The 20,655-nt window shown below is 63.0% G+C and carries 19 protein-coding genes; 16 read left to right on the top strand and 3 right to left on the bottom strand.

Translation table 11 applies throughout. The annotated features are described in order from the left end of the window. Positions 1-71 precede the first annotated feature (71 nt). On the bottom strand, positions 72-1,034 hold the full coding sequence (locus VGM51_17055; protein HEY3414750.1) for a tyrosine-type recombinase/integrase: 963 nt from the start codon (positions 1,032-1,034) through the stop codon (positions 72-74). A 209-nt stretch (positions 1,035-1,243) separates the two neighbouring features. On the opposite strand from VGM51_17055, the gene nusA reads away from it, so the two are divergent. From nusA to VGM51_17015, 8 genes are all read left to right on the top strand, one after another. Next, positions 1,244-2,437 carry a transcription termination factor NusA gene (gene nusA / locus VGM51_17050; protein ID HEY3414749.1) on the top strand — a complete coding sequence of 398 codons (1,194 nt, stop codon included), beginning with the start codon at positions 1,244-1,246 and terminating at the stop codon, positions 2,435-2,437. Between the two features lie 6 nt (positions 2,438-2,443). After that, positions 2,444-2,722 carry a YlxR family protein gene (locus VGM51_17045; protein HEY3414748.1) on the top strand — a complete coding sequence of 93 codons (279 nt, stop codon included), beginning with the start codon at positions 2,444-2,446 and terminating at the stop codon, positions 2,720-2,722. Between the two features lie 101 nt (positions 2,723-2,823). Continuing rightward, positions 2,824-4,782 carry a translation initiation factor IF-2 gene (infB, locus tag VGM51_17040; protein HEY3414747.1) on the top strand — a complete coding sequence of 653 codons (1,959 nt, stop codon included), beginning with the start codon at positions 2,824-2,826 and terminating at the stop codon, positions 4,780-4,782. Positions 4,783-4,870: 88 nt separating this feature from the next. Continuing rightward, positions 4,871-5,152 (top strand): DUF503 domain-containing protein, encoded by a 282-nt coding sequence (locus VGM51_17035; protein ID HEY3414746.1) that lies wholly within the window; start codon positions 4,871-4,873, stop codon positions 5,150-5,152. Between the two features lie 48 nt (positions 5,153-5,200). Then, a complete protein-coding gene (gene rbfA / locus VGM51_17030; protein ID HEY3414745.1) occupies positions 5,201-5,581 on the top strand; it encodes a 30S ribosome-binding factor RbfA in 381 nt (126 codons plus the stop codon). Continuing rightward, positions 5,571-6,551, top strand: a complete 981-nt coding sequence (locus VGM51_17025) for a bifunctional oligoribonuclease/PAP phosphatase NrnA (protein ID HEY3414744.1) — start codon at positions 5,571-5,573, stop codon at positions 6,549-6,551. Before rbfA ends, VGM51_17025 begins: the two co-directional genes overlap by 11 nt. 45 nt (positions 6,552-6,596) lie before the next feature. Next, positions 6,597-7,493, top strand: a complete 897-nt coding sequence (truB, locus tag VGM51_17020) for a tRNA pseudouridine(55) synthase TruB (protein ID HEY3414743.1) — start codon at positions 6,597-6,599, stop codon at positions 7,491-7,493. 3 nt (positions 7,494-7,496) lie between these two features. Continuing rightward, positions 7,497-8,420 carry a bifunctional riboflavin kinase/FAD synthetase gene (locus tag VGM51_17015; GenBank protein ID HEY3414742.1) on the top strand — a complete coding sequence of 308 codons (924 nt, stop codon included), beginning with the start codon at positions 7,497-7,499 and terminating at the stop codon, positions 8,418-8,420. A 66-nt stretch (positions 8,421-8,486) separates the two neighbouring features. On the opposite strand, the gene VGM51_17010 is transcribed toward VGM51_17015, so the two are convergent. Further along, positions 8,487-8,963 (bottom strand): hypothetical protein, encoded by a 477-nt coding sequence (locus VGM51_17010; protein HEY3414741.1) that lies wholly within the window; start codon positions 8,961-8,963, stop codon positions 8,487-8,489. A 170-nt stretch (positions 8,964-9,133) separates the two neighbouring features. On the opposite strand from VGM51_17010, the gene VGM51_17005 reads away from it, so the two are divergent. Both VGM51_17005 and VGM51_17000 read left to right on the top strand, forming a co-directional pair. After that, positions 9,134-9,505, top strand: a complete 372-nt coding sequence (locus tag VGM51_17005; GenBank protein ID HEY3414740.1) for a hypothetical protein — start codon at positions 9,134-9,136, stop codon at positions 9,503-9,505. 1 nt (position 9,506) lies between these two features. Next, the gene (locus VGM51_17000; GenBank protein HEY3414739.1) at positions 9,507-10,685 is read left to right on the top strand and encodes a methyltransferase domain-containing protein; all 1,179 of its coding nucleotides are present in this window, start codon (positions 9,507-9,509) and stop codon (positions 10,683-10,685) included. Between the two features lie 95 nt (positions 10,686-10,780). On the opposite strand, the gene VGM51_16995 is transcribed toward VGM51_17000, so the two are convergent. After that, the gene (locus VGM51_16995) at positions 10,781-13,276 is read right to left on the bottom strand and encodes a glycoside hydrolase family 36 protein (GenBank protein ID HEY3414738.1); all 2,496 of its coding nucleotides are present in this window, start codon (positions 13,274-13,276) and stop codon (positions 10,781-10,783) included. A gap of 156 nt (positions 13,277-13,432) precedes the next feature. Here VGM51_16995 and uvrC point away from each other — a divergent pair, with 156 nt between their 5' ends. From uvrC to glyA, 6 genes are all read left to right on the top strand, one after another. Beyond that, complete coding sequence (gene uvrC, locus VGM51_16990) at positions 13,433-15,310, top strand: excinuclease ABC subunit UvrC (protein ID HEY3414737.1); 1,878 nt, start codon at positions 13,433-13,435, stop codon at positions 15,308-15,310. Positions 15,311-15,575: 265 nt separating this feature from the next. Beyond that, complete coding sequence (locus tag VGM51_16985; GenBank protein ID HEY3414736.1) at positions 15,576-15,848, top strand: hypothetical protein; 273 nt, start codon at positions 15,576-15,578, stop codon at positions 15,846-15,848. A gap of 227 nt (positions 15,849-16,075) precedes the next feature. Continuing rightward, a complete protein-coding gene (locus tag VGM51_16980) occupies positions 16,076-17,044 on the top strand; it encodes a hypothetical protein (protein ID HEY3414735.1) in 969 nt (322 codons plus the stop codon). Positions 17,045-17,123: 79 nt separating this feature from the next. Then, positions 17,124-18,110: an alpha/beta hydrolase gene (locus VGM51_16975; GenBank protein HEY3414734.1), complete on the top strand. Its 987-nt coding sequence runs from the start codon at positions 17,124-17,126 to the stop codon at positions 18,108-18,110. A gap of 4 nt (positions 18,111-18,114) precedes the next feature. Beyond that, positions 18,115-19,275 carry an aminotransferase class I/II-fold pyridoxal phosphate-dependent enzyme gene (locus tag VGM51_16970; protein HEY3414733.1) on the top strand — a complete coding sequence of 387 codons (1,161 nt, stop codon included), beginning with the start codon at positions 18,115-18,117 and terminating at the stop codon, positions 19,273-19,275. A 114-nt stretch (positions 19,276-19,389) separates the two neighbouring features. Further along, on the top strand, positions 19,390-20,655 hold the full coding sequence (glyA, locus tag VGM51_16965; protein HEY3414732.1) for a serine hydroxymethyltransferase: 1,266 nt from the start codon (positions 19,390-19,392) through the stop codon (positions 20,653-20,655).

Genomic DNA, 20,655 nt, shown 5'->3' with positions numbered 1-20,655 from the left:
GGCCAGGTTTTGCACTCACACACCGGCTTCATCCGCCGCCGACGTCTGGCACACTCGGCGCCGGACGCCGTTCATTTTGCGCCCAGCCGCACGTAGTCGACCGCGTTGTCATCGAGGTTTTCCTTCTGGCGGTGGTAACGCTCCGTGGTGCGGGGATCGGCGTGGCCGGCGGCGTACTGAACCTTGTGAAGAGGAGCCCCGCCCTCGAGGGCCAGTGTCACGAAGGTATGGCGCAGGCTGTGGGGGGTGATGTGGGCGGTCAGGCCGGCGTCATCCACGCGCCTCAGCACGATCTTCCAGATGGAGTCCACGGTCAACGGGGTGGTGGCCGCCGGCTTATAGCCGGCCGCCGTCTTGCGGAGGGCCACAAACAGCGGTTCTTTAGGAGTCCACGTTCGCCTTGACGCGGCGACCCATTCGCGGCACGTTCGCAACACGTCCGGGGCGACCTTGACCACCCGAACCTTGTTCCCCTTGCCCCGAACGGTCAGGGTTTCGTGCCCTTCGCGCTGGGCAAAATCGCCGAGCAGTATGCCGGACACCTCGGAGCGGCGTATGCCGGTACGCAGCATCAACAGGAGGAGGCAGTGGTCGCGACGTCCCCTGACGTCATCCGTGTCGATGCTGGCCAGAAGCTCCCGGGCCTGGCGCAGGGACAGGCCGGAAGTGGGCGACTCCATATCGGCCTTAAGACCCCGCACCCGCGTGGCGGGGTTTCGATCGGCCCAGCCCTCGCCGATCGCACGTTCAAACAGATGCCGAACCACGCTGAGTTTGCGGTTCACGGTCGCCTTCGCGGCGCCTTTCTTCATCAGGGCGTTGCGATAGTGCTCCACCTGGCCGACTGTCACGGATTTCAGGGCGTCCGGTTGAGTGACACGGGTGAATGCGAGGAAATCCAGGATATCCCGCTGGTAGGCCCTTCGCGTGTTCTCGCTCAACTGCCCGGCGACCAGTGTGTCCACCAGGAAGTCGACGTCTCGAAGCGGCGCCGAGGGAGACGCCGGCACAACTGCAGTGTGGTGCTGTTTCACAGTGCTATTATCGGGTATCCGGGGCGCGCCGGGTAGGTAATCCGGTGTGCGCCTCGTATTGCAATGCCCCCGGAGGGGTGGTATACTTAATTACAGTTCAATTATCGAGCGACTCCGGAGTGGGCCTCGGCTCACTCCGTGTCTTTTGGCATATGCACGATGCCGGCGGCCGGCATCACCATTCAAGAACGGAATAAAGGAGAACTCATATGGGCGGCGACTTTCTGGATGCCTTGAAGCAGTTGGAACGCGAGAAAGAGATTTCCGCAGACGCCTTGCTGGAGTTGGTCAAGATGGCCCTCGTCTCCGCCTATAAGAAGCACTACGGAGTGCAGGGAGAGATCGAGGTTGAGATCGACTCCCATCGCGCCGAGTTCCGTGTGTACGCCCGCCAGGAAGTGGTGGAAGCCGACCCCCAGCCGCACATTCAGATCAGCCTTGCGGAAGCGCAGAAGCTCGACCCCGAGCTGGAAGTTGGCGACTACGTTCAGTTCGAAGTCACTCCAGAGAACTTCGGCCGCATCGCCGCGCAGACCGCCAAACAGGTGGTAATGCAGCGCATCCGGGAAGCCGAGCGCGACAAGGTCCTTGAAGAGTATGTCGACAAAGTCAACAATGTCATCACCGGGACGGTCTCGCGCCGCGAGCAGCGTTCGGTGTACATTTCGCTAGGCAAAATCGAGGCTATCCTCCCGGCCAGCGAACAGGTGCACGGCGAGGCATACCGGTTCGGCGAACGGATCAAGGTGTATGTGCTGGAGGCCCGCAAGACCAACAAGGGGCCGCAGATCATCGTCAGCCGCAGCCATCCGAGCCTGATCCGCCGACTGTTTGAACTTGAAGTGCCGGAGATCGCAGACGGCGTTGTCGAGATCAAATCCGTCGCGCGTGAACCTGGCGCCAGGAGCAAGATCGCCGTTCACAGCAACGAGTCCAAGGTCGACCCTGTCGGCGCGTGCGTGGGGCACCGCGGATCGCGGGTGCAGAACGTGGTCTCGGAGCTCTACGGCGAAAAGATCGATATCGTTCGTTGGAGCGACGACGACGCCACGTACATCGCGGCCGCGCTCAGCCCGGCCAAGGCCGTTAACGTGCGCGTGAATGAGGATGCCAAGAGCGCCCTGGTCATCGCGCCGGACAATCAACTGAGCCTCGCGATTGGCAAAGAAGGCCAGAACGTGCGCCTCGCTGCCCGTTTGACAGGCTGGCGCATAGACATCCGCTCAGAAGCGCAGTTGGAGGAACTCCAGGCGCGCGAAAACGCGCAGGATGCCGGTGATACGGACGTGGTGGATGCCGTGTCCGACGTTGAACCCGATGGGGCGGAGGAGATCGCGGCGTCAATCGTTGAGAGCATTCTTCCGGCGTCGGCGGAAACGCTGGATGAAGCCCTGGTTGTATGAGATAAGATGCCCCGCGCCCAGCCCGTAAGAACCTGCGCGGGGTGCCGGAGGCGGCGTGCGAAGCAGGAATTGCTTCGCATCGCGCGCAATCCGGCAGGTGAAGTGTATGTGGACGCCACTGGCAGAGACGAAGGCCGTGGCGTTTACGTCTGCCATGATGCCGCATGCCTGGAAACAGCCGTGCGTCGAAAGGCGCTGGACAGAGGTCTGAAAGCGCCCGTGCCGACGGAATCCGTGGAAGCGGCACGTACGGCAATAGCAAACCGTCCACCGGATGCGATCTGATCGCGCCCTCGTGGCCCAGTATCAAGTAATACCAGACTGATTGGTGTATGACCGCAAACCGCGGAGGCCATCATGAGTTAAGCAGGAAAGCAGGTCACAGGATGCCCGGAACTGTACGAGTCTACGAACTCGCCAAGGAACTCGAAATAAGCAACACAGAGTTGCTTCATCTCCTCGCCGATCTCGGCGAAACCGTGAAGAGCCATTCCAGTACCCTTTCGGCGGAAACCGCCAAACAGGTGCGCGAAGTGGCCGCTCCCACAAAATCCAATGCCGCCGCCAAACCCGATGCCGCTCCGGCCGCCCCGGCCGCAACCAAGGCGGTGGAGGTTATCCCCGGTATGACGGTCCGGGAACTGGCCGAAGCCATGGGCATCGGCGCACCCGCCATCCAGAAGCGCCTCATGGGCATGAGGATCATGGCCAGCGTCTCCCAGACCCTGGACATCGACGTTGCCACCGAAGTCGCTCAGAAGATGGGCTACGTCGTAACGGAGGGTGTTCGGAAGGCGCCCAAGGTGGAGCGGCATGCCCCCGCGTCACGAAAGTCGAACCCGATTTCCAGGCCCCCGGTCGTGACCATCATGGGCCACGTTGACCACGGCAAGACCACGCTCCTTGATGCGATTCGCGAAACGCACGTCACGGACCAGGAGTTCGGAGGGATAACGCAACACATCGGCGCTTATCAAGTGGAATGGGACGGCAGGAGAATCACGTTCCTTGACACGCCGGGACACGCGGCGTTTACCGCGATGCGAGCGCGCGGCGCCCAGGTGACCGACATTGTCGTTTTGGTTGTGGCCGCGGACGACGGGATCATGCCCCAGACCGTTGAGGCGATCAACCACGCCAAGGCCGCCGGCGTACCGATTATCGTCGCCGTCAACAAGATTGACCGCGAGGACGCAAATCCGGACCGGGTGCTGACCCAACTGACGTCTTACGAACTGCTGGCGGAAGCCTACGGCGGTGACACGATGACCGTTAACGTGTCTGCAAAGAAGCGCCAGAACCTGGACGACCTTCTGACCGGCATCCTGGTTGTGGCCGAAGACCTGGACCTCACCGGCGACCCCGCCGCCACGCCCACCGGCGTGGTCATTGAATCACAGTTGGACCGCGGCCGCGGGCCGATCGCCACCGTCCTTGTCCAGCAGGGCATCCTGAAAGTCGGCGATTCCATCATCGCGGGCGAAGCGTACGGGCGTATCAAGGCAATGCTCGACGACAAGGGCCAGAACATCCAGAAGGCGGGCCCGTCGGTGCCGGCCGTTGTCCTGGGACTCAGCCAGGTTCCGAGCGCCGGCGACACGATGACGGTGGTGAAGGACGATCGCACCGCCCGACAGTTGGCGGCCGAGGCCGGAACGATTGCCCGTGCGGAGCGGATCTCCAAGCGGCAGCGCGTTACGCTTGCAGACCTGCGGCGCCAGTTGACCGAGGGCGAGACAAAGGTCCTCAACGCCATCATCAAGGCCGACGTCGATGGCTCTCTCGAAGCCGTGAAGCAATCGCTCGAGCAGCTCAGCGACGCCGAGGTGAAGATCGAGTTCGTGCATGGCGGCGTGGGCAACATCGGGCAGAACGACGTACTACTGGCGCGCGCTAGCGGCGCCGTGGTGATAGGTTTCAATGTCACCGTCGATCCGGACGCTCGCACGATGGCTCAGGATGAGAGTGTGGATGTCCGCGTTTACAACATCATCTACGAGCTCATCGAGGATGTCCGAAAGGCGATGCTTGGCCAACTGGAGCCGGTCTATGAAGAGATCAGCCTCGGAAAGGCAGAGTGCCGCCAGGTGTTCCGCACTCCGAGGGGGCCGGTCGCCGGTTCTTACGTCCTGGAGGGCAAGATCACCCGAAGCGCCGATGCCCGCGTTCTCCGGGGCAAGGCCGAAGTATGGAAGGGACGCCTGCAGAGTCTGCGTCACGTGAAGGACGATGTCCGCGAAGTGCTGACCGGCTACGAGTGCGGCATTTTGTGCGACGGCTTCAACGATATGCAGGTCGGCGACATCATCGAGAGTTACGAGATGAAGGAAGTGCCGCGGTTCTGAGAATTGAGATGTGAGAAGTGAGAATTGAGGATTCCCGTGTTCCGGCACCTCAATTCTCGATTCTCATTCTCAATTCCCGAGTGCATTCATGCTCATCGGCCTTCTTCAATTGGAACTCCGGATTGCGGCCAGCCATTCGCTGAAGGACAAGAGACAAGTCCTCCAGAGTACCATCGAGCAGATTCGGCGACAATTCAATGTGAGCGTCGCCGAAGTCGGCCACCAGGATGCCTGGCAGGCAGCGACACTGGGAATAGCCGCCGTGGCCAACGAGCGGCGGTTTCTGGATGAGGTTCTGTCGAAGGTTGAAGCGTTCGTTGAAAGTGATCCAAGGATAGAGGTCGTTGGCACGGAAACGGAAATCCTGTGAGGGCGGCCCAATTCGGCCGCCCCTCGCATCAAGCAGATAGAGAGCAAAATGTCCCGACGTACCGAACGAGTTGAAGAAATGCTCCGGGAGGAGATCAGCGTCTTGATGCTGCGCGAATTGAAGGACCCCCGGTTGGGCTTCGTCACCATCACCGGCGCGGATGTGACTCCGGACCTTCGCCACGCGAAGGTTTTCGCCAGCGTGATGGGAACCGACGAAGAGAAGGCTCACAGCCTGGAAGCGCTGAACCGGGCGCGCGGCTTTCTTCGCACCGAGCTTGGCAAGCGGGCACGACTCAAGACCGTGCCCGAACTGCGCTTCTTCGAAGACGAAACCACCCGGACCGGAAGCCGGATATTCCAATTGCTGGAGGAAGTGAAGGAGACGGGCGACGCCACGCCAGAGGGGACGGACACCGATGCCGAGTGATCCGACCCTCCTGCGTCAGGCCGCCGACGCGATCCTGGGAGCGGAGTGCATAACCCTGGCGTGCCATATCAACCCGGACGGCGATGCGTTCGGGAGCATGCTGGCGCTCGCGCTCGCTCTGGAAGGCATTGGCAAGAAGGTCGTGCGTTTGTGCCAGGATCCGGTGCCGATGAACTACCGGTTCATGGCAGGAGCCGAATCGGTCGCCAAGCACCCGCCGACCGGCTGGATGCCCCAGGTGTCAGTCGGGCTCGATTGCGACGCCGAGCACCGGCTCGGGACGATCGCGCCATTCGTTTTCGCCGCTCCGTGTGTTGTGGACCTCGACCACCATACCGGCTCGGGCCCGTTCGGCCATATCCGTGTCCTGGATTCGGGGGCGTCCTCCACTTCGCAGGTTGTCTACGAGTTGCTGCCGTTCCTGGGCGTCGGGCTCAACCGCGACATTGCGACGTGCCTTCTTGCCGGCATCATTTTCGATACCGGCGCGTTCCGGTTCAGCAACACCTCCCCGGCGACCTTCGAAGCAGCCGCCACCCTGGTGAACGCCGGCGCCGACCCCGATGCGATCCATCAGGCGATGTTCGACAACCGGCCCTTCAGCAACGTTAAGCTGTTGGGGCGTGCGCTCATCAACGCGCTGTCCGATGGAAGCGTGGCGTGGAGCGCGCTGACGCGCAAGGACTTTCGCGAAACAGGCGCCGAGGAGACCGAAACCGAGGGCGTGGTCAATAACCTCATGGCCATTCGCGATATCCGCGCGGCCGCCCTCTTCCGCGAGACGGCGCATGGCGTCAAGGTCAGCCTTCGCAGCCGCAACGGCATCGACGTAGCGGAAATCGCGCGTCACTTCGGCGGCGGGGGCCACGTGAAGGCGGCCGGTTGCACCGTTCAGAAACCGATGGCCGAGGCCATGGCCGAGGTTCTGGGCCTGATGAAGCTTGAGGCAGGGAAGGGCCAGACCGGCTAGCGGATAGAGGCCGTTGGCGCCCTCCCCGGATTCGCCCAAACCCTGATGGACGGTTTTCTGATCATAGACAAGCCCGCCGGCTGGACGTCGCACGATGTCGTCGCCCGCGTCCGGCGCCTCGCGGGCCAAAAGCGCGTGGGACACACTGGGACACTCGACCCGGATGCCACCGGCGTCCTTCTGGTGTGCCTCGGAGCGGCCACGCGCCTCATCGAGTACATCGACGACTTCCACAAGTCCTATCGCGCAACGATGGCGCTTGGCGTGGAGACGGATTCGGAGGACGCGTCCGGAGTCATAACCTGCGTGCGTAGCGCAGCAGATATCACCGCGGCCGCCCTGAACGCGGCGCTTCCGGCCTTTCGCGGCGAAATCGAGCAGATTCCGCCCATGGTTTCCGCGGTGCACCACGATGGCAAGCGCCTGTACGAGCTTGCCCGCGCTGGCGTGACCGTGGAACGCAAGCCCCGCCCGGTGACCATTTACCGCCTCGCAGCCTCGGATTTCGGTCCGGGCGAAATCGCGCGCGCGACGCTGTGTGTGGAGTGTTCTTCCGGGACGTATGTCCGTACGCTTTGCGCCGATATCGGCACGGCACTGGGCGTTGGCGGCCATATGGAAACGCTCCGCAGGACGGCCGTCGGCCCGTTCACCGAGGCTGATGCAATACCGTTGGACAGCCTCGACAACGCCAACATCGGCGCGGTCATCCGCCCCGCGATGGACCTCGTTCCCGGCGATTGGCCGGTGATCGAGTGCAGCGCCGAGTTGGAGACCGCGTTGCGACACGGCCGCCGCATCCCGGCGGCATCGGAAGCCGATTTCGCGATGGCGCTTGCCGATGGCAGCCTCCTGGCCGTCCTCCGCCGCGACGGCGACCAGTGGCAGCCTGCGAAAGTATTCCCTCGCAACGATCCCGACGCGAAGGGTGGGGGCGCTTGAACCGTGCGCATCATTGAGCCCGGCAAATCGACGTTTGATTCTCCCTCGGCGATCACCATCGGCAAGTTTGATGGCGTTCACCTGGGTCATCGCGCGCTTCTCTCCCGCACGCGCGACCTTGCCGCCGAAATCGGCGGCCAGGCCGGCGTCGTTACGTTCGATCGCCACCCGATGGAGGTCCTTCGTCCCGGTTCCGCGCCGCCGTACCTGACCCCGCTGATGGAACGCCTCTCGCTTCTGGATTCCGCCGGGATGGATTTCTGCGTCCTGTTGCGCCTGGAGGATGGAGTACTGGGTTGGCCGGCCGCTAAATTCGTCGAAGACGTTATCGTGCGGACGTCCCATGCAATCCACGTCATCACGGGCGAAGACTTCCGCTACGGTCACGACCGCACCGGCGACATTCCCTCGCTCACTGCCGCCGGAATTGCCGCGGGGTTCGCGGTCCACGTGGTGGACCCTGTGCAGGTTGAGGGCGCCCGCGTGTCGAGTTACGCCATCCGGAATGCGTTAACAGCCGGTAACCTTCCGCTCGCCGAGGCCATGCTCGGCCGCCGTTACGAGGTCGCCGGGGCGGTGGAGCAGGGGAAGCAAATCGGGCGGACCATCGGATTCCCGACCGCCAACGTCAAATACGATCCGCAGATCGTCGTCCCCAAAGAAGGCATCTATGCGGTGACCGTCGATTGGGGCGAGGGCGAACGGGCAGCCGCCGCGAGCCTGGGCCGGCGCCCAACGGTTGAGAAAGAGGATGCGCCGATCTGGCTCGAGGTGTTCGTGCTGGACTGGTCCGGTGATCTGTACGGAAAGTGGCTCCGTGTAACGTTCGTTCAGCGCCTCCGCGACGAACTGCGGTTTGATTCGCTGGACCACCTCCAGGCGCAGATCGAGCAGGACGTGGAAACGGTGCGCTCGGTCCTCGGTTAACCAAAGACAAAGGGCCGGGCCTTCCGGGGGGAAGGACCAGCCCCTTGTACAGAACGGGTGTCCGGCCTATGGAAGCGTGGTGTCTTTGCCGGTGACGTACCGCAGGATGCGGTCCACGTCGCGCAGGTCGATCTTTCCGTCCGGCGTCGCGGGCACGACATCACCGCTCGGGAAATTGACGGCAGGGTAGGCGCCGTTGGCCAGTCCGGCGGAAATCCGCAACGCCAGTTTGACGTCCTCAAAATCCACCTTGCCATCGTAGTTCAGATCGCCCGGCGTGCCCATTACCTGGACCAGCGTCGCGAGAAATCCGGCATTCACCCGATAGTTGTCGGTGGGCGCTGTGCCGATGAGGCCGATCACCGGTTCGCCAATCGACGCGATGAGGGTATAATTCGTGGAAGAAGCGATTCCGCCACCGGAATTGATCACCGAGGTTGGAATCCGGTAATTCGCGCTGCTCATCCCGATTTGAGCGTGGGCCGACGATATCACCACTATCATAAGGACCATCGCTGCAACCATCGCGAACAAATTCTTCATTGTTCAGTTCTCCCGGCCACGGGGGGCCACGCAACAGACGATCACGATACAATCACACTGAAACCGGCTAGCTTGCCGCTTAGCTGTTATCGTACCAGATTGTGCCACAATTGGCAAGGATCGGACCACAAATCGACTAAAGAGTTGATACCTGGAAACAGTATGCTCTTATGAATGCTCCTCACATACCAGTTCCTGCCGAGGTTAACGTTATCACTCGCGTTCCCGGCGGCAGCGAAACGACGGTCCGTGTGCCGCTCGATACAGATACACCGACAACCGCACAATTGATCCGGGGGAAAATCGCGGCGGAGTGGCGCGCCGGCATTCCGGTTGGGATCGAAAGCGTTTCGCCCGAAGCGCCTGCCGCCAGGTGGTCGTCGCCCGAGGATGCCGTTCGCCATGCGCTGGACGGCTATCGCGCGGGGTGGTACGTGGTTCAGGTCGATGGAGATCAGCCCGGCGGGCTTGACAGCCCGCTCCGCCTGAGCCCTTCGTCGCGCATCTGCTTCATACGGCTGTATCCTTTGGAGGAACCATAGGGTGGACGGCGCCCACCTCGCGGGGGGGCAGGATGCATTCGCCAGGGCGCGCCAACGCCTGGTGCAGTCCATGGTGCAACAAGGCATCATCCGGACCATCGCGGTGGAGCGGGCATTTCTGGCGACGCCGCGCGAAGCCTTCGTTCCCGGGCCGTCTCCCGGGGAGGTGTATGCCGACACAACCATCCCGATTTCCGGGCGTTTGGGCGAATGGCTGACCACCAGCAGCCAGCCCACGATGATGGCCATCATGCTCGAGCAGTTGGACATCAGGCCCGGCCACCGGGTCCTGGAGATCGGCTCTGGAACCGGATATAACGCGGCTCTTTTAGCGCATCTGTCCGGCGCCGAAGGGTCCGTGGATAGCGTGGAAATCGACGGTGAAGCGGCCGCGGCAGCCTCAACAGCGCTCGCCCGAATGGGCGCAAACGCGCGGGTCCACCATGCCGACGGCGCGGATGGCTGGCCCGCGGGCGCGCCCTACGATCGGATCATCGCGACGGTCAGCATTCCCGATATGCCCGACGCTTGGGCGGTTCAGGCCGCGACGGACGCCGTGATCGTCGCTCCGCTCAACATCCTCGGTTGCGACTATTCCTCCGCGCTTCACCGGGAGGGCGATGACTGGCTGAGTTCATCGATCGAGGCGTGCGCGTTCGTCCGGTTCCAGGGCAGGCTGGCCGAACGGGAGAGGCGACTCTCTGTCGGCGATCCGGATGCGCCCGCGCTGGCCCTTTACGCGGAAGCGGGCCAGCTCCCCCTCTCGGCGGATGTAGCGCAGTGGCTCGATGCCGGCGTGGGCGAAATGTTGGCGCGGCTCCGCGGACGCAGCGAATGGGAAGCGTTCGCATTATGGCTCGCAACCCGCTCACAAGGCTTGCGCGTGATCCGGGCGACGTCCGGCGGGCGCGGCCTGGGTTGGAGCGGCCCCGCAGTGGGCGTGTGGGATGAAGGGGGAATGGCCTTCATCACGCCGACCGGGCAGTTCGCACGATTTGGCGCGGGCAGTTCCGCCGAACGCCTGAGAGCGGTGTTCGCAGACTGGATGAATGCCGGCGCCCCGGACCTCAGCCGGTCGCGCCTCAGACTGCGCAGAGGGCAGATCGAAGGCGCCGGCTGGCTCAAGCGACGCTGCCACTCGATCTCCTTTGAGAAAGCTACCGAGCCGAAACACTGCTGAGCGGAATAGCCGCACATACGGGAATTGCCACACGGACGAGGGACATTCGGGACGTTCGCGGGGTTCCTGGCCGGTACGGGTGATGTGCGCACCCACTACGCCCTGACTTCGACGATCTCCCAGGAAAGCGGCGCCATCGGAACCGAGATGGTCACTTCGCCCGGCCCGCGAACGGCCGAAACACTTGTGCCGTACTTGATACGGGTGAAGGAAACGGTCGCAGTGTCCATCTTCAGGAAGTAGTCCTTCGGTCGGATCGGCACTTTGGCGGTTGCCGGCTTCTCGGACGGGTTCCACAGGCAAACGTAGCCATATCGTCCCCTGAGTGCGTTTCGAAGGTGCATGACTCCATCGAGCTTCGGCGCGCTCTTTTCGGCCATCGGGTCATATGGCTGGCCCAGAGAGACGATAGGCTGCGTCACCGCCAGCCAGTCGCGGTTCGCCCAGTTCCATTTCACCCATTTCCTGGTGACCTCGGCTTCGGCCGGCGTCATCTCCAGGATGCGACCGTGGAGTTCCAGGTTGCAGACATAGGCTCCGATGCTGGTGATATGGTACTCCAGCGCGTTGAGGTCCTCCGGCGTGGCCAGGATGTGGCAGGGCGCCTCCCAGGAGATAGTGAACGGCGGCCGGCTGAACGTTATGCCGTAGAGGAAGCGTCGGTACACGTCGGCGTTTCTGTACCACCACTTGATGTCCGCTTCACGTTCCGGGTGGAACGCCAGCACCCAGTCGCCATACCAACTGGTATCCTGTAAAGCCGTCAGCCCGGGTTCGCCTTCCCAGCCGCGATCGATGATGACGCCGGGAACGTCCTTGCGGAGCGTGGCGCAGAGGTCCTTCCACGCCGCGATCTGGGCGCCTTCGCTGTGAGCAACCGGGTGGGAGTGCGTTGGGCCGACGCAGCCGTCCTGGAAGAGGCCGCCATCGAGTTTCAGGAACTTGAGGTCGAGGTTCTTGCAGAGACCGAGGAGGGTCTTCTTGAAGTGCTCCGCGTAAGCGCCGGAGAAGCACTCCGCGGTCGTGCCGTCCCATAGCGGCATGCCGGATCCGTCCGCGTGGAGGATTTTCCATTCAGGGTGCTCGACGGAGACGCCGGACTGGTTGTGTACCATGATCGGGGCGGTCCACAGGCCGAATTTCATCCCGTTGGCTCGAACCTTCTCGCTGATTCGCTTCAGGCGGTTGGGGAAGAAGGTCTTGTTCTCGGTCCAGTCGCCGTAGCCGCGGAGCGCCGGATCGCCTTTGATGCCCTGCCACCCATCATCAACGGCAAAGTACTTCACGCCCAGTGATGCCGCCCTGGGAACGAGGCTCTCCACCAGGTCGCCGGTGATTGTGTTGTAATAGCCAAACCAGGTGCTGTAGAGGGGCGGCACGGTGGTCGGCGTGCCGTGGGAGACGTGTGCGCCAACGTAAAGCTGCAGCAGAAAGCCACCCTTATGCGTCGGACCGTCGTACAGGCCGAGCATCGTCTCGGGAGACGATTCTGGCTGATTCGCGGCGACCGGCGTATAAGGACGATACACCGTTTCGAGGCGCCTCCCCCCGCGATACGTTTCGCAGCCGCCCTGGAGAGACAACGCACTGGCGACGTAACCACCACCGGCCTTTGTCGCAATCGCGTAGCCGGAACCCGTGAAAGCCTGCGTGCCGGACACCGGGCCGGACGTCTCGAAGGAATCGATAACGACCTCTTTGAGGAGGTACTGCTGTGCGGCGGCGCTGTGGACGGTGATGCGTTTGGTGACCACCGGCTCGTCGCCCGGCATGGCGCGGTAGGTCAGGTCCACCCGGAAGCCCGTGTTGCTGCCGTTCCCGCTCAGGTGGAGGGTCGCGGTGCCTTCTGCTTCCGTGTGGCCCGTTAGCGCCCAGCCCCGGGAGAGATCGAGACGGCGCTCCGTGCCGGTTTCAACGATCGAGATGTTCTTGAGACCGTTGGGCCGGCCGCCACCGTCCAACCGGACCGAGACGACCTTCGCGCTCTTAGGCAGCATGAATTGGAACGTCTTTGTCCAGGGAAGCGACGTGGCCGGCATGGTCCCGAGGCTCACGCCATCCGCCCAAATCTCGGCCGCATCGTCCGCGGAATGATCCAGTACGACCGCGTACGAACGGTCCGCTCGCATGACCTCCGCCGGTATGCGGTACCGGAACCACCAAGACCGCTGCTCCGACTGGGTTACAAACGGCAGGGTGCAAGAATTCCAGCCCGAATCATCAAACGCCGCCTGCGTCCAGTCCGCGCCGGGTTTCGCTTCGGTGGATTTCCAGCCGGTGTTGATACCGGCGGGCGGCCCGGAGAGCGGCATCACGAGGGCGATCGAACCTTCCGAAAGGACACGCGCCGCGGCAGGCTTGCCGTTCAACAACAGAGCGCCAGGCGCCAGGCCGCCCGTTTTGGCATTGAACCGCACGGATCGGCTGACGGCGGCGTTGGAAATAGTCCATGTCATCGTTTTCGGGCTGAATGACGCACGGGCGCGGGCCTTTGAGGTAAACGTCTTGGTCTGGTACATACACAGGGCTTTCGGGGACAGGATGCTCAGGGCGGCGAGGGCCGCGAAGCAGCGAACGACATAGGGTCTCATGCGACCATGATAGCGGCGCCTGACGGCGGAACGGAAGGCATTGGGGACTTTGTTATAGAACAATTTGCCCGTCGTTCGCGCACCGGCAGCCCAACACAACGGTGTGGATCGCATCTATAATGGACACGTGCCCGAACCCCTGTACGGCTTTCAATCATGCCCGGTCTTTCCGAACATATCCAAGAAAAACTGAAGGCGCTGCCGGATAAGCCCGGCGTCTACTTCCACAAGGACGCCAAGGGCGAGATCCTGTATGTCGGCAAGGCCGTAAACCTGCGGAACCGCGTACGCTCCTACTTCCAGAGGGGGAGCACGAAGACCCCGAAAGTCCAGCGCATGGTCGGCCGCGTGCACGACCTGGAATGGATCGTCACCGATACCGAACTCGAGGCTCTCATCCTCGAGTGCAACATGATCAAGAAGCACCGGCCGGCTTTCAACGTCAGGCTGCGTGACGATAAGCACTACCCGTACCTGATGGTTACGATGGGGGAGGCATTTCCCCGCGTGCTCATCACCCGCAGAGTCAAACGCGATTCAAGCAAGTACTTCGGGCCGTACACGGACAGCAAGGCGGTCCATGAGACCACGCGCCTCATCCGCGACGTCTTCCAGATCCGGGCTTGCGACCTCAATTTCGACGGCGTCCACCTGATCCGTCCCTGCCTCTATTACCATCTGGGCCAGTGCACGGCGCCGTGCGCGGGAATCGTCTCGCAGGAAGAGTACCGGGAGCAGGCGGTGGAGGTCGCGGCGTTTCTGGACGGTAAGTCGAAGGAAGTCCTCAAGCGCCTGAAACAGCGTATGGCGGCCTCCGCCGAATCGATGGAATTCGAGAAGGCTGCCCGATTGCGCGACCAGATTGACGCCGTGGACAAGATATCCGAGCAGCAGAAGGTGCTTTCGACCAAACTTGAGGAACAGGACGTCATCGCCATCGCCGGCGACGACGGAACCGCATGCGTCCAGATGTTCTTCATCCGCGAGGGCAAACTCATCGGGCAGGAGCAGTTCTTCCTGGAAGGCACCGATAGCGAGTCCACCGAAGAGCAGATCGGAAGCTTCGTGGCGCAGTACTACCAGGACGCGCCGCACGTCCCGCGCGAGGTGCTCCTGCCAGTCGGGATGCCGGAAATGGAGATCGTGGAGTCTTTCCTGCGGCAGAAGCGCGGCAGCAAAGTCAGCATTATGACGCCTGAACGCGGAGACAAGAAGCGCCTCGTTGAGATGGCCGGGCGCAATGCCGCCCTCGCCCTCAAGGAACAGATGACGCGCCTGTCGGTCCGCCTTTCACGCGCGGAGGAGGCCATGGAGGCGCTCCAGGAAGCCCTCGACCTGCCGACACAGCCGATGCGCATCGAGTGCTACGACATCTCCAACACGCAGGGCGCCCAGAACATCGGCGCGATGGTCGTCTTCGAGGGCGGCGAGGCCAAGAAGGCCGACTACCGCAAGTTCAAGATCAAGACGGTCATCGGCGCCAACGACTATGCCTCGATCCAGGAAATGCTCGACCGCCGCCTCACCGCCGCGGAAGAAGGCCGCCCCGGGTTCAACGTGCTGCCCGACCTCTTCCTGATCGACGGCGGCAAGGGGCAGTTGAACGCGGCCAAGGAAACGCTGGACAAGCACGGCGTGTGGATCCCGGTCGCGGGCCTGGCGAAGCGCGAGGAGGAGTTGTTCCTGCCGGGGCAGCCTGTTCCCGTCGTCCTGCCGCGCGACAACAAAGGCCTGCAACTCTGCCAGCGCCTGCGCGACGAGGCGCACCGCTTCGGAATCACCTTCCACCGCAACCTGCGCGGCAAGGTCGCCTTCGCCAGCCTCCTGGACGAACTCCCCGGCATCGGCGTGAAGCGCCGCACGGCCCTGCTGCGCAAGTTCCCCGATTTGCCCGCCCTTTGCGCGGCGAGTGTAGAGGACCTGGCGAAAGTGATGGGCATGAACAGGTCGATGGCCGGCATCGTGTACCAGCACCTCCAGGACTACCAGGCAAACTGGGCAGGGCTAGGGGAAACGAGGAGCGATGAAGGATGAACGATGAATCCCGGAACAAGGCGCAGACGACCACCGCCAGCTCCTCGCCCCGTTATGGGCACGACGTGACCCTGGAGGTGACGGCACTGCGATATTCATCGGCCCTACATGACAGAGGGCGCCGGCCGGGAGTATTATGAATGGTGACAGTCTGCCCGGCCGGGTTTCTTGCAGCGAGGGAAAACCGGCCGCCTTCGTGCAGAACCGGATTCATCAGTCCTTTGGCCGCCGAGTCCGGCCCCGGGAAACTCAGAACGGACAAACGATGGAGAAGAGTGCGAAAGCGACCGGATTGCTGGTCTTTCTTGCGGGTGCGGCGATGATGATCGTTGTGTTCTCGACGGCGATGCATATGCTGAACGACACGCGCGCCGCGTCGATGGACATCAAGCGCCTGCCGCAGGAAGGCATCGTGCTCCTTGCGCGAATCGGGTTCCTGTTTGTACTGGGCTATCTGGCATCCGCCGTCGCCGGCCGCGGCATCCACTTATTTGAAGCCGCCGGGAAGACCGGCGAGGAACCACCCAAGGGCAAGTAACCGCGCCCAAGCAACTGGAAAGCGGTACGCCCGTTTTGGATGCGCGCCATCGATTTTCGGACCCCTCGGGTTCACTTACCGGGGCGAAATGCCTCACCACCGGCCTGCCAGGCCGCGCCTCACCGGCAACATGCACGCCTCAGGAAGCCACACCCGCACGCCTTTGGCATGGAACGTGCTCAACGGTAGTTGTTGAAACGGTTGGAGCATTTCTGGAGGCACGACGGATGCGCGCTAACAAGCACACCCTGGCGATCGCGGCGCTGATGGTTGCCGGGACCATCGGCCCTTGCCGGGCGCAGTACGGAGACGTTGACGGTGACGGCAGGGTAACCGTCGGTGACTCGCAGACGATCATCGCTTACGCGCGCGGCCGCCGGTATGGCGGAACGCGGGATTTGCGGATTCGGCGGTACGGGGATATCGATCCCGTCACCGCCGTGAATGCCTTTGGCGACAGTCTAATCACTCCGGCGGACGGTGTTCGCGCGCTCAAGCGGGCAGCCGGACTCGAAACGGATGCGCCGCAACCGGATTATTGGCCTCTGGACCTGCCGGGCCCGCGCATTTCACCGGTTATCCCGCCCGTCATCGACAAGTACACTTACCTCGACCAGTTCGGCAACTACACCACCGCGAGCATCCCCTCCACGTTCGTCTATGGCGCACAGACGGTCCGCATGCTGATACGCACGGACGGCACCGAGTACGACGTGTACAAGGACGCGAAAGGTGACGTGTATCTGGTCGGCGGCCAGATGATGCTCTATCCGGACGACCCTGCACCAAGCGCGATCACTTTCGCCACACCGGTACTTCTGCTGCGCAATCGGGAAGTGGCCGCGGGGCTGGCGTCCTGGGCAGGCGACACGGTTGGAAACACGGCGTCTTACGGCGCCCATCCGGTTCATTACGCCGTCACGATCCTGCGCCGCGAAAGCACCCTCGTTCCGGCGGCAGGCGGCCTGCCATTTGACGGCACCATCGTCCTGAAGTGCGCCGTCGCGTTCCAGGCCACTCCGTCGAACCGGATGGAGAGCCAGCAATCGTGGTTCTTCTGGCTGGCCCCGTACGTCGGAGTTATCAAGGAAGGCCGCGCGTCAACGCAGGATGCCACGGAGCCGAATCTGACGGCCAAACCACTCCTGCAGGCGCAAACGGCATCGATCCGCGGTTTCGGCTACCCGCAGTTCTAAGGCCCAACTCGCCATCCGTCGCAGCCCCTCCCTAGAATGGCTCTTGTGCGCGCCTTTGCCACCGCGCACGGGGGAAACCATGACCAGACGATTCCGAAATGCGTTGGAGGGCGCGGCCGGCTTGGCTGCGGGGGCGACGGCCTGTGCGGCCGCCGCAAACGCGGTGCTGAGCCGCCGGGCGGCGCCGCTTCCGCCGGCGATCGACGCAGAGCAAGGCCGGTATGACTGGGATGGCGGCGCCGTGTCGTACTCGGTCGCGGGCCGAGGAAAGCCGATCGTGCTCCTGCACAGCCACAACGCCGCCGCCTCAACGTACGAAATGAAACAGGCGTTCCAGAGGCTGAAGGACGGGTACAGGGTGTTCGCGCCGGATCTGCCCGGTTACGGCCGCAGCGAGCGCCGCCACAGAGAGTATTTCGCGCACACCTATATCCGCTTCCTTCACGATTTCGTGAGCGACGTAGTCGGAGCTCCGGCCATCGTGGTGGCCGCGTCGTTAAGCGCATCCCATGCGATCCTCGCAGCGGCGGAAGATCCTGGCGCGTTCTCGCACCTGGTGCTTGCGTCGCCCACCGGCATATCCGATGAGTCCGCGGACGCGCCGGAGGCGATGCGCCGCCTTTCGGCGATCGCCCGGGTCCCGGTATGGGGTCAAGCCGCTTTCAACGCGCTGGCCTCAAAGGCGTCGATCCGTTGGTTCTATGAGAACCGCGTTTACGACAACCCGTGGGCCGTTACGCATGAGATGGTGGATTACGCGTGGCTGTCCGCCCACCAGCCCCGCGCGCTGTACGCGCCGGCATCATTCCTGAACGGCAACCTCTGGGGCGACCCGCGCGCGGCGCTCGCGAGCATCACGGCGCCTGCCCTGCTGATCTGGGGGGCCGGCGACCGCCTGAACCCTTATGCCCAGGCAGCGTCTTCTTTGCCCGTGAGGGAAAGCCTGCGGGTTCACCTCATGCCTGAGTGCGGCGGCGCGGCCTATGATGAAAAGGCGGATGAATTCGCCGCCGTTGTCCGGGCATTCCTCGCGGAGCATGGAGCGCCCCCTGAGACCGAAGGGTGAGAGAATGAGATCGTTGTCGGCAGTCGCCAAATCCTTGCCGCCATCCGGCATTCGGAAATTTTTCGATCTGGTTGCCGCCACCAAGGGCGTGATCTCCCTCGGAGTGGGGGAGCCGGACTTCGTGACGCCTGACTGCATCCGCGAAGCCGGCATCAAGGCCATCAGGGACGGCCAGACCAGTTACACATCCAACGCCGGAACGCCGGAATGCCGTGACGCCATTTCGAAGTACCTTTCCGATCTGTACTGCATTGAGTACAACCCCGGCGACGAGATACTGGTGACCGTCGGCGTGAGCGAGGCGATGGACCTGGCTCTGCGAGCCCTCATCAACCCGGGCGACGAAGTCCTCGTGCCGGAACCCTGCTTCGTCTCGTACAAACCGATTGCCAAGCTCGCGGGCGGCGTACCCGTGGCGGTGGATCTGCGCGCCGAGAACGATTTCCGGATCAGCGTCGAGGACCTGGAAGCCAGGGTCACCCCCAGGTCGCGGGCCATTATCATCTCGTATCCCAGCAACCCTACCGGCGCCGTGATGAGCCGCGAGGAATTGACCGCCGTCGCGGAGTTCTGCGAGAAACACGACCTGTGGGTCATCAGCGACGAGATCTACGACCGGCTGACATATATCGGCGAGCCTACCTGCTTCGCGACGCTCCCCGGCATGCGGGAGCGGACCATCACGCTGAACGGTTTCAGCAAAGCGTTCGCGATGACCGGATGGCGCCTCGGTTACGCCTGCGGGCCGAAAGAGGTCCTCGCCGTCATGCACCGTATTCACCAGTACGGCATGATGTCCGCTCCCACAATCAGCCAGATCGCCGCCATGGAGGCGTTGACCAACGCGGACGCCGACGTCCGCCGGATGGTCTCGAGTTACAACCAGCGCCGCCGGATCATCGTGGACGGCTTCCGTTCGCTTGGCCTGGACTGTTTTGAGCCGGGCGGGGCGTTCTACTGCTTCCCGAGCATCGAATCCCTCGGCATGGATGACGAGACGTTCGCGCAGGCGCTCCTGGATGAGCAGCAGGTGGCCCTTGTGCCCGGAGTAGCCTTCGGCGAAAGCGGCAAGGGGCACGTCCGTTGCTGTTACGCAGTCTCTCTGGACAATATCCAGGAGGCCCTGAACCGCATCGGCCGTTTCGTGGAGAAGCACCGGCAATAGGCGGTTGATTGCCAAACCCTGGCGGCAGGGGCCAAATTGATAGGGTTATATGGCCGGTGCGGCGTTCTAGCGCCCGGCCATTTTGCCGTTTGACGATTAGGAGGCACTGAACATATGGGCAGACAAGCAGCGTGGGGGAAGGCGGACCTGGAGCAGGTGGATCCCGAGATCTACCAGGCGATCAGGGCGGAGGAACGGCGCGAGGAACTGACTCTGGAGTTGATCGCGTCCGAGAATTTCACCAGCCCCGAGGTCCTGGAGTGCCAGGGCAGCGTGATGACGAACAAGTACGCCGAAGGGTACCCCGGCAAGCGGTACTACGGCGGCTGCGAATTCGTGGACGTTGCGGAAAACCTGGCCCGGGATCGCGCGAAAGAGCTTTTCGGCGCCGAACACGCCAACGTCCAACCGCACAGTGGCAGCCAGGCGAATATGGCGGTCTACCTCGCGATGCTTCAGCCCGGCGACACCGTGATGGGGATGGACCTTTCCATGGGCGGCCACCTCACGCACGGACACCCCCTCAACTTCTCGGGCAAGCTCTTCAACATCGTCAGCTACGGCCTCACGCGCGAGACGGAGTACATCGACTATAACGACGTGCGCACAAAGGCGATCGAGCACAAGCCAAAGATGATCATCGCGGGCGCCAGCGCGTACTCCCGCATCATCGACTTCCCGAAATTCCGGGCGATCGCCGATGAAGTTGGGGCGCTGTTTATGGTCGATATGGCGCACATCGCCGGCCTGGTCGCGGCGGGGCTCCACCCGTCACCGGTGCCCTACGCGGACTTTGTGACGAGCACGACGCACAAGACCTTGCGCGGGCCGCGCGCAGGCCTCATCCTGTGCAAGGAGAAGTACGCCACGGATATCGACCGAATGGTGCTGCCCGGCATCCAGGGCGGTCCGTTGATGCACGTCATCGCCGCCAAGGCCGTCTGTTTCAAGCAGGCGATGGCTCCCGAGTTCAAGGCGTACCAGCAGGGCATCATCGACAACATGAAATCGCTGGCGATCGGGCTTCAGGAGATCGGCATCCGCCTGGTGAGCGGAGGGACGGACAACCACCTCGTTCTGTGCGACATGACCCCTCGGGGCATCAGTGGCAAGAAGGCGGAAAACCTGCTCGACGCCACTGGCATCACGGTCAACAAGAACATGATCCCGTTCGACACGCGGAAAGCGCTCGTCACCAGCGGTATCCGCGTTGGAACGGCCGCCGTCACAACCCGGGGGATGGGCGAGGACGAGATGGGCGAGATCGCCTGCCTCATAGGCCGCACGCTGGACGCCGGCGACGATGACGCCGCGAAGGCGGAAATCCGCGCGGACGTACGGGCGCTCTGCGAGCGATTCCCGCTCTACACTCGCCAGTGA

The sequence above is a fragment of the Armatimonadota bacterium genome (assembly GCA_036504095.1).
In the GTDB taxonomy this organism is placed as follows: Bacteria; Armatimonadota; DTGP01; order JAKQQT01; family JAKQQT01; genus DASXUL01.
The sequence above is the reverse complement of the archived record's forward strand: the minus strand, read 5'-3'. Positions and strand labels throughout refer to the sequence as shown.